Origin of the sequence: Aminobacter sp. MSH1 (assembly GCF_003071665.1) — a bacterium.
Taxonomy (GTDB): domain Bacteria; phylum Pseudomonadota; class Alphaproteobacteria; order Rhizobiales; family Rhizobiaceae; genus Aminobacter; species Aminobacter niigataensis.
This window is the reverse complement of the sequence record NZ_CP026265.1, coordinates 3,756,274-3,772,810: the sequence shown is the minus strand read 5'-3', so window position 1 is coordinate 3,772,810 and position 16,537 is coordinate 3,756,274. Positions and strand designations below refer to the sequence as shown.

The following is a 16,537-nucleotide window of genomic DNA, read 5'->3' as shown; positions in this document are numbered from 1 at the left end:
TGTTAGGCTGCGAGCTTGCGGTGCTGCAAGCGCCGATATTCGATGGTTTTTCGTTTGATCCTTTCGCGCTGTTTGATGATGGCCTGTGCCCTGCCGAAGTAGACATCGGCAGGCGTCACGTTGGCCAGGCTCTCGTGGTAACGCTGGTTGTTGTAGTGCTCGACGAAGGCCTCGATCTGGGCTTCGAGGTCGCCGGGCAGGAAGTAGTTCTCCAACAGGATGCGGTTCTTCAGGGTCTGGTGCCAGCGCTCGATCTTGCCTTGGGTCTGCGGGTGGCACGGCGCGCCGCGCACATGGCTCATCTTGTTGGCCTCGATGTATTCGGCCAGCTCGCCCGCGATGTAGCTGGGGCCATTGTCCGATAGCAGCCTGGGTTTGTGTAGAACGGTGGCGCTGTCGCAGCCCGAGGCGGCGAGCGCGAGGTCCAGTGTGTCGGTCACGTCCTCGGCCCGCATGTTGGTGCATAGCTTCCAGGCGATGATGTAGCGCGAGAAGTCGTCAAGCACCGTCGAGAGGTACATCCAGCCCCACCCGATGATCTTGAAGTAGGTGAAGTCGGTCTGCCACATCTCGTTCGGCCGCGTGGTCTTGGTGTGGAACTGATCGGCCGCCTTGATTACCGTATAGGCTGGGCTGGTGATCAGGTCATGGGCCTTGAGCAACCGGTAGACCGTGGCTTCCGACACGAAGTAGTGTTTCTCGTCGGTGAAGCGCACGGCCAGTTCGCGTGGGCTGAGGTCGGTCGCCTCCAACGCCATCTCGACGATCTGGTCCTGGATGTCCTCGCCAATGCGGTTCCACACCCGGTTCGGCGCCGAAGGGCGATCCTCCAGCGCTTCCGGCCCACCTTCCCGGTAGCGGTCATACCAGCGGTAGAAGGTCCGGCGGGCAATGCCGAGCTGGTCCAGCGTCCGCCTGGCCGGCAGGTGCGACTGCTCGACGATACGGATGATCTCCAGCTTCTCGGATGCGGGATACCTCATTCGTCGTCGCCCCCATCCGCGATCATGCTTTTTTTAAGCAAGCGGTTTTCCAGCGTCAGGTCCGCCACGCACTCCTTCAGCGCACGGGCTTCGCGGCGCAAGTCCTGCACGTCACCGGAGGTCGCCGCACGGGCGGTGTCCCCGGCCAGGCGGCGTTTGCCGGCTTCCATGAACTCCTTGGACCAGCTGTAGTACAGACTCTGCGCGATGCCCTCTTTGCGGCACAACTCGGCGATACTGTCGTCACCGCGAAGACCTTCAAGCACGATGCGGATCTTGTCTTCGGCCGAGAAGTGGCGGCGGGTCTGACGCCGGATGTCCTTGACCACCCGCTCTGCAGGGGGCTTGGTCGGTGATTTTGAATTGGAGGATTTGGGCTTCATCTTCGTTCCTTCGTCACTACGACGAAGCCCAAATCCTCCTTAAATCACAACCTCAAATCTGTGCCATAGCCGCTGACGGGGGACAGCTTCACATAGGCGGGCGGCATTAACCGCACCTCATGTCCCAGACGGGCGAGCTCGCGCCCCTTGCGCAATCGCGCAAGCCTCCATCCCGATCAGGCACGGAGCGAGCTTACCGAAGAAGCTCAACATCTCCCTGCGCCGCAAGGCGCGCCGGACCAGAACCTGGCCGGCATCATCGATCCCGTGGACCTTGGCCAGATCGACCCCAATCGTGCAAATTTCCATCGTGGATGCTCCTTCCCTGCGTGATGATCAAGGCTGATCATAACATCTTGGCACACCGATGCCGTCGGGTCGGGGCGTCCACATCATCACTCCACTCCACAGGCTTTCGGTGTTGGTCCAGGTATAGTTGAGCTGGCCAACGGTAAGCAGGACATCCTGGAAACGCGGCATCTTGCTCTCATGACAACGTTTGCTGCAGGCGAGACGCTACCACGTCACTCGTGCGTCGTTCTCCCTCACTCTCCCGCCGTTTGAGAAAGACTGCTACTGCTTCGGTGCGGTTGTGTACGCTGAGCTTGGTAATGATGTTGTGCAGGTGGCTATTGACCCTGCGCTCGGAAAGCCCGCGCGCCGCTGCAATGAGCTTGTTCTGCAGGCCACGGGCAACCATGGCCAGAGTCAGCAATTCGTCTTTCGTCAACTCGCTGAAATAGGCGGTGGCCTCGTCCTGAGCGACCTGCTGCTTTGGTGCAGGAGCTTCGAGTTTGACGATGGGCTCGGCATTCCCAGCGCGCCGCCGCTCGACGATCGGCTCGAATAGGGACCGTGGAAAATACTCGCCGCCCTGCAAAACCAGGAGCAACGCTGCCAACCAAACGTCGAGCTTGAGGTTCATCGGCAGGACGCCACGCACATTGCGTGCTATGAGCACTTCGCGGATCGATACTTCCTGCCTGCGGTCTTCCTGGATCAGCACGATCTGCGCTAACGGATGCAGGAGAGAGAGCAGCTCGGACTGGAATGCGATCTCCGCCAGTTGCTTGGCCTCCACCAGGATCAGCGACACAGGGGCATCAAAACCCACGCAGGCGTCCGCCAGCGTCGGCACCTGATCGACGGTGATCCAGTGAAACTCGCGTTCGATGGCATAGATCAGGCTCTCCGAGATGAAATCGGCCGGAGCAACGATCAGTAACGTCCTGCAGGTTCTTTGCGCGGAGCCGTCCGCTCCGTTAGTGCAGCGTGCGCTGGGACTAGCCACTCGGTACATGAGGTCCCCCACCGAATACAGGTGCTGCTTGTTAAAGAACATTATTTGGTGATCGTACACTGCCTGTTTACGGCACGGTATAAGCAAAATTAGCTATCGGATGCTGTGATCTAGTCCCTCCGGTAGTATGCGAAGTCTAGGAGTGAACCCCGTTTCGCCGAGCAACCGGCGGCTGGAATGATGCGCTAAGACGATGAATTCTCGGGCGTTGAACTTCAGCGCTTAGTGTGGAGCGCGCAGCACCTTCGAACCCGGCCGACAGAATGGCCTGGACGGTTTCGGACAGGTTGTGGGTCTAGGCTTGGTCGCGTTTGAGGGCTGACGCCGGGCCTAAAGGAAACGAACGCTGTGGTGATCAGGCGACATAGCTCGCTCTATCGAGCGTTTGGGGACATTTTTGCCCACACGGTGCGCTGCTTGAGACAGAAATGTCGATTCATTTGACGGCATTAGCTAGATCATCTCGCGAGCTCTAGCTCGCTAAATTGCTCAAACAGCCTAGCGCTAACTGTTGGCTTACAATTTCACGATGATGGACGCAGACTTTTCCGGCTCCAATAGGCGGGGCGTGGCGCAGTCCAATGCATCCGTGGCGCAGTCCAATGCATCGAATGCAGCCGCAATGGGGCTTAAAACCCAGAATAGCAGGAATTCAAACGGCGGTCGTCTAGGCATGCCGGTCACGCATTGTGACGGTTCCCTATCGGCTAGCAGCACCAAATAAAGGAGGTATCGCCCAGTCAATAACGATGCGGGATCAATGGCCACCAGTCCCCTCGGCCTGACGATCCAGCCAATTCCATCTTCAGTAGTGGAAAATAGACACAGCCCGCGTGACCCCAAGACCGTGTGAAAGATGAGAACGGTCCAGCGATCGCGGTCCTAACCAAGGACAAGACGATGTCTGATCGTAACAGCAACAATCTCAACGCGTTTGGCCTGCAGTTCATCGGCAACGAAATTGAACTGGGCGGCGACAGCGAGAACGAAAACAAGAACGAAAACGAGAATAAGAACGAGTCCGAGAACACCAACGAGTCCGAGAACAAGAACGAGAACGAATCCAAGAACGAAAACGAAAACAAGAACGAGTCCGAGAACACCAACGAGTCCGAGAACAAGAACGAGAACGAATCCAAGAACGAAAACGAGAACAAGAACGAATCCAAGAACGAGAACACCAACGAAAACAAGAATGAGACCAAGGTTGAAGTCGACGTCGACGTTGATGTCGAGCTCGACGGCCGTCTCGGCGACTACAAGGAAGACAATGATTTCGCCGACATCGATGGCAACGTCAAGGGTGACGTTGTCTTCAGCAAGGACGGCGACGTCGATTACAATCCAGGCGACGACATCAGCTTCAAGGACGTCTTGACCGGCGCGATGGGCGCCAACAGCAACGCCTTCCTCATCAATCAAACCGCCGACATGGTCGACAACGACAAGCTTGAAGAAGCCACCGTCAAGAACGACGGCGACTTCAAGCAGGAATTCGACGCCAAGGGCGGTAGCGCCTCTGCTGAAGAAGGCATCAATGCCGACGGCGGCGGTGGCGGCGGCGGCGACGCCAAGGCCGGCGAAGCCGATGGCGGCGACGGCGGCGACGCCAAGGGCGGCGAAGCTGACGGCGGCAAGGGCGAAGGCGGCGACGCCGATAGCGACGCCGACGGCGGCGACGCCAAGGGCGACACCAAGGCCGATGGCGGCGACAGCAAGGGCGGCAGCGCTGATACCGACGCTGACGGCGGCAAGGGCGACGGCGGCAGGGGTGGCGACGGTGGCACCGGGCTCGGTCTCGGTCTCGGTCTCGGCCTCGGTGCCGGACTTGGCCTCGGCGCGGGCGAAGGTGACTCGGGCGATGCCGAGGGCGACGGCGGCAATGCCAAGGCCGACAGCGGCGACGCCGATGCCGATTCCGGCAAGGCTGACGCTGGCAATGGTGGCGACATCGACGATACCGAAGGCGGCGACGCCGAGGGCGACGGTGGCGACGGCATCGACGCATTCGTGCCAATCCTTCCGATCCTGAACTTCGGTGAAGGTGGCGATGCCAAGGGCGACGGCGGCAATGCCGACTCCGACACTGGCCGCGGCGGCGATGCCGATTCCGGCAACGCTGACGCCGACAGCGGCGACGCCAAGGCGAACGCCGGCGATGCCAATGGCGATACTGGCGATGCACTCGGCTTCGGCCTCGGCGCCGGCGTCGGTTACGGCGAAGGTGAAGGCGAAGGCGAAGGCAATGGCGGCGGCGGCGGCGGCGGCGGTGCAGGCACTGGCGGATCCGCAACGGCCGGCGCAGCAACTGGTGGTGCAAGCACCAGCGGTGGCGCCTGGGCCTACGGTGACGGCGACGGCGGCAACGCACTGAGCGGCGCCTGGGCCGACGGCACTGGCGGAAACGCAACTGGCGGCGCAGCCTGGGCAGGCGGCGGCGGCGGCGGCGGCACGGTCGGCGCAGCTACTGGTGGAGCCGGTGGCGCAGGTGGCGCAGGCGGCAACTGGGGCTCGGGCAATGCCGACGACGGTTACGTCACTGGTGAAAGCTTCGCCAGCGCCGACGCCATCATCGACACCAGCGCCTTCAACCAGCAGATCGTGATGGGTGCCAACCTGCAAGGTAATACGGTCGACATGACCGTTGTTGGCGGCAACTTCACCGAGACGCTGACAGGCGAAGACGACAACGCCTGATCGTCTGAAGCTGGTCGAATGATTTGCGACCAAAAGCCAAGCGAAACGGACTGCGCGGAGTTCTCCGCGCAGTCCTCAAATGCGACCGGTGGGAGCGCCTAGGCGCTGCCGTTCCGTTCGCAAAGGGCGGAGGCTAGGCAGATGAATTCCGTTTATTTGGACAAGGTCTCTGAAGCGATAGCCCATTTCGTCGGGCTGTTCGAGACGAACGTCGAAGAAGCGCGACAGAAGCAGGCCTATGATGGGTTCAGAGCGACCCAAAAGGCCGAAGAGCAGCTTCCGGACCCGCAAACCGTCGCCATCAAAGTCGACGCGTCCCATACCCTCAAGGATTTCGATCCGAATGTGCCGTATCTGGGGCTGAGGCCCGAGATCGAGCAGATCACCGTCTGGTCGAACGTTGCCTTCACCCCTCCTGAAATACCGGTCCCCGACGGACCATTCCTCCACGATTTCACCCGCCTTCCCGATGGCACGACGGTCGGGTCGGGCGGCGTCGTCCTGCCTCAGATCACCCCACCCGGCGATTTGGCCGTCATCATCAATCAGGAAATCCGGCTGTCCGACGACGACTATGTCGGTTTCGGCGGCAGCGGATTGAAGTTTACGCCGGCAGCGCTGGACAATAGCTCGCTGGACGAGTTGCAACAGGCCGCAGCCGACCTGTCGCCGATCGACGACCTGACACTACCAGGCACGACCGAAGACATGGCCACCTTCGTGACGACTGCCTCAGTGCGGCTCACCGCCTTCAGTGCCGACGGTCATGGCAATGCGGACGTTTTCACCACAAAGGGCGAAACCCTCGAAGGCACCTATCTCAACGGCCAGTTGGTCGACGAGGCCGACGTGCCCAAGATGGAGGACTACGTCAATTTCCTGAAGGATCAGGACGACGATGAAGAAGAAGCAGGGCCGGACGGTCCGCTCGACATAGACACACCTCCGGACTCCGGCAATTTCATGGACGGCTGGGGCGACGGCAGTGTGAACCCGAGCGTCGAGATCACCACGGGCGGCAACACCGTCATCAACAACGCCGTGGTGGTCAACGAGTGGGTCACGGCAGAGGTCATGGCCGTCATGGGCGACCATATCTCGCTCAACGCGATCGTCCAGATCAACGGCACATGCGATGTCGACAGCGTCGGCTCGGCGGTCGGCGGCTGGCCGTTCGATCCTGGTGGCGAAAACCAGAGCTTCAACATCGCCATGTTCAAGCACATCGACCCCTCCGCCGACAGCGGCGGCGAGGCCGCACCTGCACCTGCCGGTTTCCCGGCCTACTACGTGGTCACCGAGATTTCGGGCGACCTCATCATGATGAACTGGATCGAGCAGTATGCATTCGTCATGGACAATGACGTCGTCATCGCTTCCTCGTCCGGCGTGCAGTCGGTCGTTTCGACCGGCGACAACACCGCGTTCAACGGCCTCAGCCTGTACGAGCTGGGCAGCTACTACGACCTCATCATTGTCGGCGGCAACGTCTACGATGCCAGCATCATCAGCCAGCTCAACCTGTTGATCGACAATGACATGATCGGTGCCGTCGACGGCTTCGAGACGACTGGCGAAGGCTCCGCCTCGACGGGCGGAAACCTGCTGTGGAACCAGGCGAGCATCATCAATGTCGGTACTGGCACCACCGAGCCGTTGCCCGATGGCTACGACACAGCGGCAGGCGACCTCGCGGCGGGCAACAAGGAATTGCCGACTTCAATCCTTCAGGACGCCGCGTTCGCAGGCATCGGCATACTGCGCGTGCTCTACATCTCCGGCGATATCTACAATCTGCAGTACATCAAGCAGACAACCGTGATGGGCGACAGCGACCAGGTTGCGCTTGCCATGAACCAGATGGTCGCCAATCCCGACGCGGAATGGACGATCACCACCGGCGGCAACCAGTTGGTCAATGACGCGACGATCGTCGACGTCGATGGCGCTTCCAAGATTTACGTCGGCGGCGACGCCTATTCCGACGAGATCCTGATCCAGGCCAACCTCGTCTCGAGCGAACCGGACCTGGGTGGGCAGGACCCCGACATACTCGTCAACGAAGCCGTCGCTTTCCTCGATGACGGCAGTGGCGACGACACCGGCGACGCTTCCCAAGGCAACAACATCACACCGCAAGCCGCAGATTCCGGATCGTCCGACGTCATGCAGCACATGCTGGGCTGAGCCGAATTAGAGGGGCACAAGATGACTGACGACCGTGAAGGCTGGAGTGGTTTTCATAACGTGCCTGATGAAGGCGACAACCAGGACAGTTCGCCGGCACGTCCGCGGACATCGGAGCCCAAGCCCTTGCCGCAGGCGCGGCTATCGAGTGCCGTAGCTCCTCAGGAGCAGGCACTCGACCGGCTGGAGCGATACATCGATAACGTCGTCGATGAATTGCGCGACGCTGCCAGTGACAAGCCTGCTGCTTCGGTAGAGCGCGTATCGACCAGCGCTCCGGCTCCCGCTCCTGCATCTCCCGCGGCCGCCTCGGCGGCGCATGCGCAACAGCCATCCGGAAGGCCGACTGAGCCTTCGATCATACCTCCGGAGCGGAACGCTACGGCTCAACGCCCCCCAGCGTCTGCCCCCGCCGTGGAAGCGCCCGGCACCCGGCCCCAACCGGCCGCAAGTGCAACTCCGGAGGCACCCATTGCCGCCGCCCCCCAGCGTGAGAGCGCGGCCCCCAAGGCTCGGCCCGCACAGAATGAGCCGCCGCGTCCGGTCGCTGCTGCGGCGGCCTCGGCATCGCCCGCCCCCGACATGCGGGTAGGCGAGCCGCATGGGCCGGCCAAAACTGAAATGAAGGATACGTCGATGCCGGTCGGCAAGGTGATCGACGCCGACAACGGTCCGATCAGGGCAAGGGAAAAACTGCCCGAGGCCAAAGGCCCGAACGGCGGCGACATCGACAGCGGCGGTGGTGGTGGCGGAGGCGGAGGCGGTGGTGGCGTCTTCCACAAGCGCCTCGGCCCGATCGACTTCTCCGCCTCGCTCAAGACCGGCCTCGGTGTCGTCAAGCGCAACCTGTTGATCGTCATGCTGTTCACGCTGGCCAGCAACGTGCTGGTGCTCGCAATACCGCTCTATCTCTTCCAGATCTCCGATCGGGTACTGACCAGCCGCTCGGTCGACACGCTGGTCATGCTGACGATCGTGATCGTCGGCGCCGTGATCCTCCAGGCGATGTTCGACGCGATCCGTCGCTTCATCCTGATGCGGACCGCCGTCGAGGTTGCCGCCCAGCTTGGTGCGCCGATCCTGAGTGCCGCGGCGCGTGCCGCACTCCACAGCAACGGCCGCGAATACCAGACGCTCGGCGACTTGGGACAACTGCGTTCGTTCCTTGTCTCGGGCACCTTGCTGTCCCTGCTGGATGCGCCGCTTGCTCCATTATTCGTGCTTGCCGTGTTTCTCGTGCATCCGCACCTCGGCTTCATTGTTGTCACGTCGGCGTTGCTGTTGCTCGTGATCACCATCGTCAACCAGCGCTCGACCGCTGCCTCTTTCAGCGAAGCCAATTCTTTCCAGAGCAAGGCCAACCTGCATCTCGACTCGATGTCGCGGAATTCGCAGATCATCAACGCGCTCGCCATGATCCCGGAAGCCGTGCGCATCTGGGGCAAGGACACCGCCGGCTCGCTCAGGGCGCAAGTCCTCGCACAGGACCGAAACATCGCTTTCGCCGCGATGTCCAAGGCGGTTCGGCTGCTGACCCAGGTCACCATGCTCGGCTGGGGTGCGCATCTCGCGCTCGATGGCCATCTGAGTGGCGGCATGGTGATCGCCGCCTCGATCATCGCCGGCCGCGCGCTAGGCCCGATCGAGGGCGCCATCGAAGGCTGGAACCAGGTCGTGCAGTCACGCTCTGCCTATGGCCGCATCGCCAGCCTGCTGCAGACGTCGCCGCTCAATTTCGAACGGCTCAACCTTCCCCGCCCGGAAGGCCGGCTCGATGTCGAACGGCTGCTGTTCGTGCCGCAAGGCACCAAGCGCGTCGTGCTCAACGGCATCACATTTGCACTCGCTCCGGGAGACTCTCTTGCCATCATCGGCAATTCAGGCGCCGGCAAGACCACGCTCGGCAAGATGCTGGTCGGTTCGATCCTGCCGACTTCAGGCAATGTGCGCCTCGACCTGATGGACCTGCGCAACTGGGATCAGCGTCAGTTCGGCGAAAACATCGGCTACCTGCCCCAGGACGTCCAGCTATTCCCGGCCACGATCAAGGCAAATATCGGCCGCATGCGCGAGGATGCGACCGACGCCCAGATCTACGAGGCGGCCCAATTGGCGGACGTACACGAGATGATCGCCACCTTGCCGCATGGCTACGAAACCTTCGTCGCCGCCGATGGCGCACCGCTGTCGGGCGGCCAGAAGCAGCGCATCGCGCTAGCCCGCGCCTTCTTCGGCAATCCGCGCATGGTGGTGCTGGATGAGCCGAATTCAAATCTCGACGCTGCCGGCGACGCAGCGCTTGCCCGTGCGCTTCAGCACGCCAAGGAAAACAAGATCACCGTCATCACCATCACGCAGCGGCCGGCACTGCTGCACAGCGTCGACAAGATCCTGCTGCTGGTCAACGGAACGGTGGCCTTGTTCGGTCAGCGACAGGACGTACTCCAGGCGCTTGCCCAACGCGGGTTGAGCATCGAGGGCGGCTCGTTCGGCCATCAGATTCCTTGAGGGGACAATGTCATGAGCGACACGGCAATCGTAAAGGTCCACGATCTCGAATGGTACGCCGATGTGCCACGCTCGATCGGCAAGCAGACCAAGATCGGCCTGTTGCTCATCGTGCTCACCTTCGGCGGTTTCGGCACCTGGGCTCTCACCGCTCCGCTCGCCGCAGCCATCATCGCACAAGGTTCGTTCGCCGCCGCCGGCCAGAACAAGATCGTCCAGCATCTGGAAGGCGGCATCATCAAGGAACTGCTGGTCAGCGAAGGTGATCGCGTACGCTACGACCAGCCGCTGGTCCGCCTTGACGAAACGGCTGCGCAAGCCAGCGAGCGCCAGCTCTTCCTGCGCCAGGTACGCCTCGACGCCATCGCCGCACGGCTGAATGCCGAGATCAGCGGCGCGCCTGAAATCTCCTTCCCCAGCAACGTCAGCGACAACATCCAGGATCCGGAGATCAAGCCGATCGTCGACGGTCAACAGCTGAATTTCACCGCCGCGCGCGGCAAGCTCCAGAGCGAGATCGGCCTGCTGCAGCAAAACATCGCCGCCTATCGCTACCGTGCCGAAGGCTATCAGCAACAACATGACGCTGTGCAACGGCAGCTGTCTTTGATGAAGGAAGAATACACCGGCAAGAAGTCTCTGCTCGACAAGGGCCTGCTTCGGGCGACCGAAATCAAGGCGATCCAGCGCGCCATGGCCGACGCTGAAGGGCAGATCGGCCGGCTGGCGGCCCAGGGCTCCGAGATCGGCGCCGAGATCATCAAGCTCGACCAGCAGATCAAGCAGACAGAAGAAGCCTACAAGCAGGCCGCGCTCGAGCAGTTGCAGAACCTTGAAGGCGACCTCGATACGATCCGCGAGCAGCTTCGCCAGGCCAAGAGCATCCTCAGCCGTGTGACCATCAACGCGCCTGTCGCCGGCACCATCGTACGCATGTATTACCACACCGCCGGCGGCGTCATCGAAAGCGGCAAGCCCATCGTCGAGATCCTGCCGTCAGACGTGCCGTTGGTTATCGAGGCACTGATCTCTCGCACCGACATCGACAGTGTCCGTGTCGGCCAGAACGCGACGGTGCAACTCACCGCTCTCAATCGCCGCACCACACCGGTGCTCGAAGGCCAGGTGATCTATGTCTCCGCCGACGCCCTGCCCGACACATCGGGACCAGTGGCGCGCGAAGTCTATGTCGCTCGCGTCAGCCTGGCGCCGGACCAGATCGCGCGGGTTCACGGCTTCACGCCGACGCCCGGGATGCCGGCGGAAGTGCTGGTCCAGACCGAGGAGCGGACTTTCTTCAGATATCTGACCAAGCCGATCGCCGACAGCATGTCGCGCGCATTCATGGAGCGCTGAACGAGGGGGAAGCCATGACGATGAGGGGGATACAAATGCAGGTCGACGTCATTACCGATCTCGATACGCTGGCGAAACTGCAGCAGGACTGGGAGCGCCTGTACAAGGCTGACCCGGAGGCGCAGTTCTTCACGTCGTGGAACTGGCTGGTGCCTTACATGCGCTTCTACAAGGGCGCCTGGTTCGTTCTCGCCGCCCGCCTCGGCAGCCCCGGATCACCCTACGTGGCGCTGATGCCGATGCGCATGCGCACCCGCCTGAGCGGCAAAACCGGCCTGTTCTTCAACGAGATCAGCATGGCGGGCAACAATGCCGCCGACTACACCGGCGCCATCTGCGATCCTGTCCATGCCGAAAAGGCGCTGCAGGCCTTTGGCCGCCATGTCGCCCAGATGGGTTGGGCGCGGCTCAATCTCGAAAACCTGCGCATGTCGCGCGAGCGCATATTCGCCTTCATCGGCCAGTTCTCCCGCGACATCTTTGCGATGCGCGAGTTCAGCCGCGTCAACGCGGCGGACAATGTCGACAATTGCCGCTGCTTTGCTGCTGCCTTGCCGGATACCTTCGACGGCTATCTCGACAATGTGCTCAGCACCAATACCAGGCAGAAGCTGCGGCGCTTCCTGCGCAAGGTCGATGCGGGCGAACTGCGCATCACCCGCGCCGACGCCGACACCTACGAGCGCGACATCGACACGCTGCTTGAGCTCTGGCGGGTGAAATGGGGCGCCCGCAAGGGCGACCGGCTGGCGGCGATCCTGCACAACAATCGCCGCGTGCTGCGAGACAGTTTCCGGGCCGGCACATTGTTCCTGCCGGTCCTGTGGCAAGGCGACCGGCCGCTGGGCGCGCTTGCCATCTTCGTCGACCCGGTCAAGAAGGCGTTGCTGTTCTTCATGGCCGGCCGTGACGAGGCGGTGACCTCCATCCCCGCCGGCCTGATATTGCATGGCCACTGCATCAAGCTGGCCATCGAAAACGGCTTCACGACCTATGATTTCCTGCGCGGCGACGAGCCCTACAAGTTCGCCTTCGGCGTGACCGAGAGCAAGATCAACTGCGCGATGATCCATACCAAGAGCGGCCGCAATAACGGTGACCGTCTCGATCCCCGTTCGCTCCACGGCATCTTCTCCCAGGTCACGCGCTTTCACCAGCAGGGCCAACTGGCGCGAGCGGAGAACGGTTACCGCCAGATCCTTGCCACCGACTCCAACCATTCCCGCGCGCTCTATGGCATTGGCCAGTTGCTGGCGGCCAAGGGCGACCACCGCGAAGCGTTGGTACACTTCCAAACGCTTGCAACCTCGGTACCGACGTCATCCAAGGCGTGGCTCAGAATGGGAATGGAGCTGCAGGCACTGTCTCGGCACATCGAGGCAGCGGATGCGTTCCGCAAGGTGCTGTCGCTCGCACCCGATTTCGTAGGCGCCGAGTTCTCGCTGGCCAAGAGCCACGCGGCACTCGAACGCAGCGAGGAGGCCATCGAAACGCTGGAAGGATTGCAGCACAAGCTTGAGGCCGCGTCGCGCGACGACACGCTGCTGGTCAAGACCAGGGCAATGCTCAAGCGGCTGAAGTTTGAAAACCGGCCGAGCTACATCATGCTCAATCCGGATAGGAAGGCGGTGACGCGAGTTCTGAGTACCGCGCTTTAGCGCCGGCATGCGAACCGCCTTCCGGAGCGGACAGGCCTAGGTCTGCCCGCTCAGAAAATCCTCGAACCTGCGCATCTCGGCGGAGTCGATGCCGACCTTGCGGCTGGCATCAGGATAAGCGCCACCGGCAATGTCGGCGGCGAATTCCGTAAATGCCGCAATCCGCTCCTGCTGGATGCGGTCATGTTCGGCGGCAAGGTTGCGATAGACCTTGGTATGGCGTGGGTAGTGGCCGCGATTGAGCCCGAGCACATCCTCGGCAAACAGATATTGCGCATCGCAGCCGGCGCCCCATCGAGACCAACACCAGTGAGGTTCGCCCGGCGGGACCTGTATCCATGATGCAAGACCGAAGTGGCCTCATGGCTTAAATTATTCGCAACGTAGGACAGCATGCTCTAGCATAATCCTTCTACTCGTCTCAAATGAATAGCAATAACTGCCTTCGCGCTGCGCAAACAAAACGGCTTGGTCCTCAAAAGCTATGGCCGTCACTGGCTCGCTCGGCAGCGACCGCAAGGCGGCAGACGACCGAGGGCCGAAGCTGCATCTCGAAGGCATCAGCGACAGCGCATAACGAGGCAACAACATCGGCAGTCGAGGATCCGTACCCATGCCCACTTGGAATGGCGCTTTCGACGGTAAGAAGGCCGCCCAAATGGTGACGGTCGAGGTGTTGTAACGCGTGAGGCGCGCTGCTTTGGCCGCTTTCATCTTTTCCGGCGGAAACACGCGTCTATCGGCCGTCTGAAAATTTGCGCAAGAACACATGTCGCTTGGCATCTAATTGTAAGAATGTGTTAGTTTGGTTCGAGCGTCGCATTGATTGTGAGAATCGTGGGCATCAGATTCTCAAATTATCTGCATCTGGGAGAAACGTTCGGTTCCGGTTTGCTTGTGCAGAGATTTTCTCGGCAAGGCTACTGAAGCGCTCTCTGTTGCCGCACATCATGTGACCGCGCAACACTCGGAAAATCTCCGGACCTTCGTGCTCGACTATGCCGACCCCGGCCAGCAGGGCTGGGCGCAGGTGGAGTGATACGATCGGACGTGCCGGCGTAGGCAGGCTCTCCTGCTCTGCAGCAAGGATATCATCGAGATCCGTAATGATCACACAAGCACCCTAAAGCGCCAAAGTTCGAGATCGCGAGAGGGGTATCTCGGAACGCGTCGCATTAGCAGAAGCCGGGCAATATCGGATGGCGATGCCCAGGTTCTGATGCAGCGTTCGGCTTCGTTGTCGAGCAATCTTTCGCCCCGACGAGCTGCCCTGTGATATTGACGGAAAGGGGAGGGGAGTTCGCTTCCGCCAGCATCTCGGAGTTGATCCCCGCAGAGAGGGCATGTGATGCGCTGGAGCCTGGCGCCGAGGAACTGGACCTATCCCTCCATGTTGGACTTTCCCAGGCCCCGGCTGCGGGGCTATGCGCGAGAGACCGTCATTGCCGAGAAATTCCAGGCGATGGTGGCGTTGGGGCAATAGCCGGATGAAGGATTTCTACGACATCTGGATTCTCAGCCGGTCCTTCACCTTCGACGACGACAGGTTGCCGCTAGCGATTGCAGCCACCTTCGCACGGCGTGCGACGGCGATACCTCAAGACCTACCGGATTCGCTGACACCGGCCTTTGCCGAGGATGCGCAGAAGCAGCGACAGTGGGTAGCTTTTGTTGGGGATGTCGCCCACGATCCAGGTGATTTGGGACTGTCATTCGAGATTTAAGCGCATTCCTCATGCCTCAGGCTTCCTCGGCAGCGAGCTTGGGATACGCGTTGGGTGACGGTACTTTTCAAGGCGCCTCGCGGGCGTGAGAGACATAAATCGTCCGACTGGTCCCGATAGTTGCTGAAATGTCAGAAATATTTTTGTGGTGATTTTCTATTTAAAATCAATAGCGTAACTTTTTGACGGCTCGATCGTCGGAGTTTGGGCGTCGTCAGAAAGTATTTGCTAGCGATTTCAGTGAGTTATATGCTACTTAAACAAATTCCAAATCGCGGATTTCGGCGAAACCCCTTATGTGTTTGGCATTTTTGCACTGACAAATTATTCAGCCGGAATAGGGCGGCCGCAACACGCGGCTACGCCGCTATCTTCGCGCACTTCTTGCTCAGTAAGGCATTGACAAAAGCGTTCCACTTCTTCATCGCGGCCCGCTTCTCCGGCATGTAGTTCCAACGATCGTAGCTCTTGGAACTGACATCCTGAAGCGTGTGGTTCTGCAGTCGGTCGCGGATCTCCTTAGAGAGGCCAGCCTTTCCGGCAAGTGTCTTCCAGGTTCGGCGCAAGTCCCTGTTGGTGACGACGGGAATAACCTCGCGCTCGCGTTGACGCCACATGAATGAGTAGAGGGTGCCGTGACTGACGGGCTTGGTCGGATCGGTCGCCGACGGGAAAAACCACCCGTGCGCGTTGGGTCTGATCGACTCGATCAACTCCGCCGCTACTTCAGGAACGGGAATGGCGTGAGGTTTCCCATTTTTGGTTTTTGACCAATCGATAATGCGCTCCTTGGCGTCCCATTGATCGACATGCAGTCGAGCGATTTCCTCGACACGCTGACCGGTCAGCATGAGGATTCTGACGGCACGCGTGTAGGGAGGGTGCACCGGCGCATCGGGGCATTCAAGCCAGCGGTAGAGTCTCAGGAATTCTTCCTCGTCGAGCCAGCGGGTGCCGACTTTCTTTGGCTCGGTTGGAATCCCGGCGGCTGGATTGTAAACGAGGCGGAACCGACGCGACGAAGCCGTACGATAGTCGTGTTCGGACTTCATGCCCCAACTGTAGGCAGAGCGAATGTAGCTTCGCACGTGATCCGCCATTGATCGCTTGCCGCGTTCGTAGATGGGGCGGATGAGGCCGGTGATCTCATCTGACTCGATGTCGCGAGCCGGGCGATTGCGCCCGAGTGTGTCGGCAATCTTATTGAGACCCTTTTCCGCCTCCTTCCAGGACGACTTCCCTGATTCCTTTAGATAGGCGACATACGCTTCGAAGAGGTCGGCCACGGTGCCGGGACGAGTATCCCCGGCTATCTTGATGCTGCGGCCCTTTTGGATCATGTCGGCGAAATCGCGGTTGAATATCTCGCGCGCGTTGCTGAGGGTCATCGCGGGATAAGAGCCGAGTTTCTTCTTGATCCGTTTCTGGCCGCGCCACTGCTGAGCCATCCAATCTGCAGTGATGCGGGTCGGCATCGGCTTCATAACAAGAACGAGGCGGCCGGTGCCGTGTCCCTCACCATCAACGAGGCTTAGTTGCTTTCCGGTCTGTTCAACCATTTTCAGGGCGCGGCGTATTTCTCCATCTGTAAGGCTTGGCACTGGGCTCTCCCATTGGCTTCCAAGTGGGGTCGCTGGACGGGTAGGAGGGGCCGGCGACTGGGGTCAAAAGGGCTTTCGATCTCCTCAAAGCCGACCCCAATATGCCATGATATCCGGCAGTACGACAAGTCAGAAAATAT

11 protein-coding genes and 3 pseudogenes are annotated in these 16,537 nt (G+C 60.7%); 6 read left to right on the top strand and 8 right to left on the bottom strand.

All coding sequences use genetic code 11. From position 1 onward, the window contains the following. Window positions 1–2 precede the first annotated feature (2 nt). The 4 genes and pseudogenes from CO731_RS18650 to CO731_RS18635 form a co-directional block, all read right to left on the bottom strand. Window positions 3–1,366 (bottom strand): IS3 family transposase gene (locus CO731_RS18650; RefSeq protein WP_108606636.1). Its coding sequence is split into 2 segments (ribosomal slippage): window positions 3–1,016 and window positions 1,019–1,366, totalling 1,362 coding nucleotides; the frame shifts between segments, so codons are not numbered across the junction. Between the two features lie 86 nt (window positions 1,367–1,452). Next, window positions 1,453–1,675: pseudogene (locus CO731_RS29355) on the bottom strand (IS110 family transposase); the annotation flags it as partial. A gap of 27 nt (window positions 1,676–1,702) precedes the next feature. Further along, window positions 1,703–1,846 (bottom strand): hypothetical protein, encoded by a 144-nt coding sequence (locus CO731_RS28790; RefSeq protein WP_159091661.1) that lies wholly within the window; start codon window positions 1,844–1,846, stop codon window positions 1,703–1,705. 7 nt (window positions 1,847–1,853) lie between these two features. After that, window positions 1,854–2,708 (bottom strand): LuxR C-terminal-related transcriptional regulator, encoded by an 855-nt coding sequence (locus tag CO731_RS18635; RefSeq protein ID WP_245439403.1) that lies wholly within the window; start codon window positions 2,706–2,708, stop codon window positions 1,854–1,856. 858 nt (window positions 2,709–3,566) lie between these two features. Between CO731_RS18635 and CO731_RS18625 the strand changes: the two genes are divergently transcribed. From CO731_RS18625 to CO731_RS18605, 5 genes are all read left to right on the top strand, one after another. Then, the gene (locus CO731_RS18625; RefSeq protein ID WP_159091660.1) at window positions 3,567–5,363 is read left to right on the top strand and encodes a hypothetical protein; all 1,797 of its coding nucleotides are present in this window, start codon (window positions 3,567–3,569) and stop codon (window positions 5,361–5,363) included. Window positions 5,364–5,504: 141 nt separating this feature from the next. After that, the gene (locus CO731_RS18620; protein ID WP_108679454.1) at window positions 5,505–7,550 is read left to right on the top strand and encodes a type I secretion protein; all 2,046 of its coding nucleotides are present in this window, start codon (window positions 5,505–5,507) and stop codon (window positions 7,548–7,550) included. 21 nt (window positions 7,551–7,571) lie between these two features. Beyond that, window positions 7,572–10,058 (top strand): type I secretion system permease/ATPase, encoded by a 2,487-nt coding sequence (locus tag CO731_RS18615; RefSeq protein WP_108608291.1) that lies wholly within the window; start codon window positions 7,572–7,574, stop codon window positions 10,056–10,058. A gap of 12 nt (window positions 10,059–10,070) precedes the next feature. Further along, entirely contained in the window at window positions 10,071–11,414 is a 1,344-nt protein-coding gene (locus CO731_RS18610; RefSeq protein ID WP_108608290.1) for an HlyD family type I secretion periplasmic adaptor subunit, read from the top strand. Window positions 11,415–11,434: 20 nt separating this feature from the next. Next, the gene (locus CO731_RS18605) at window positions 11,435–13,072 is read left to right on the top strand and encodes a GNAT family N-acetyltransferase (RefSeq protein WP_245439399.1); all 1,638 of its coding nucleotides are present in this window, start codon (window positions 11,435–11,437) and stop codon (window positions 13,070–13,072) included. Window positions 13,073–13,108: 36 nt separating this feature from the next. On the opposite strand, the pseudogene CO731_RS18600 reads toward CO731_RS18605, so the two are convergent. The 3 genes and pseudogenes from CO731_RS18600 to CO731_RS18590 form a co-directional block, all read right to left on the bottom strand. Then, a pseudogene (locus tag CO731_RS18600) lies at window positions 13,109–13,363 on the bottom strand (3-methyl-2-oxobutanoate hydroxymethyltransferase); the annotation flags it as partial. Window positions 13,364–13,547: 184 nt separating this feature from the next. Continuing rightward, window positions 13,548–13,730, bottom strand: coding sequence for a hypothetical protein (locus CO731_RS29610; protein WP_343207431.1), 183 nt, complete (start codon window positions 13,728–13,730; stop codon window positions 13,548–13,550). Window positions 13,731–13,916: 186 nt separating this feature from the next. Continuing rightward, window positions 13,917–14,186 (bottom strand): hypothetical protein, encoded by a 270-nt coding sequence (locus tag CO731_RS18590; protein WP_245439397.1) that lies wholly within the window; start codon window positions 14,184–14,186, stop codon window positions 13,917–13,919. A gap of 233 nt (window positions 14,187–14,419) precedes the next feature. On the opposite strand from CO731_RS18590, the pseudogene CO731_RS18585 reads away from it, so the two are divergent. Further along, window positions 14,420–14,885: pseudogene (locus CO731_RS18585) on the top strand (nucleotidyl transferase AbiEii/AbiGii toxin family protein); the annotation flags it as partial. A gap of 270 nt (window positions 14,886–15,155) precedes the next feature. On the opposite strand, the gene CO731_RS18580 reads toward CO731_RS18585, so the two are convergent. Then, entirely contained in the window at window positions 15,156–16,397 is a 1,242-nt protein-coding gene (locus CO731_RS18580; protein WP_108608288.1) for a site-specific integrase, read from the bottom strand. Window positions 16,398–16,537 lie beyond the last annotated feature (140 nt).

What these genes read in the sequence shown, in the direction of transcription:
- CO731_RS18620 (WP_108679454.1), top strand. Translation starts at nt 5,505, where the DNA reads ATGAATTCCGTTTATTTGGACAAGGTCTCTGAAGCGATAGCCCATTTC.
- CO731_RS18610 (WP_108608290.1), top strand. Translation starts at nt 10,071, where the DNA reads ATGAGCGACACGGCAATCGTAAAGGTCCACGATCTCGAATGGTACGCC.
- CO731_RS18625 (WP_159091660.1), top strand. Translation starts at nt 3,567, where the DNA reads ATGTCTGATCGTAACAGCAACAATCTCAACGCGTTTGGCCTGCAGTTC.
- CO731_RS18615 (WP_108608291.1), top strand. Translation starts at nt 7,572, where the DNA reads ATGACTGACGACCGTGAAGGCTGGAGTGGTTTTCATAACGTGCCTGAT.
- CO731_RS28790 (WP_159091661.1), bottom strand. Translation starts at nt 1,846, where the DNA reads ATGCCGCGTTTCCAGGATGTCCTGCTTACCGTTGGCCAGCTCAACTAT.
- CO731_RS18635 (WP_245439403.1), bottom strand. Translation starts at nt 2,708, where the DNA reads ATGTTCTTTAACAAGCAGCACCTGTATTCGGTGGGGGACCTCATGTAC.
- CO731_RS18605 (WP_245439399.1), top strand. Translation starts at nt 11,435, where the DNA reads ATGAGGGGGATACAAATGCAGGTCGACGTCATTACCGATCTCGATACG.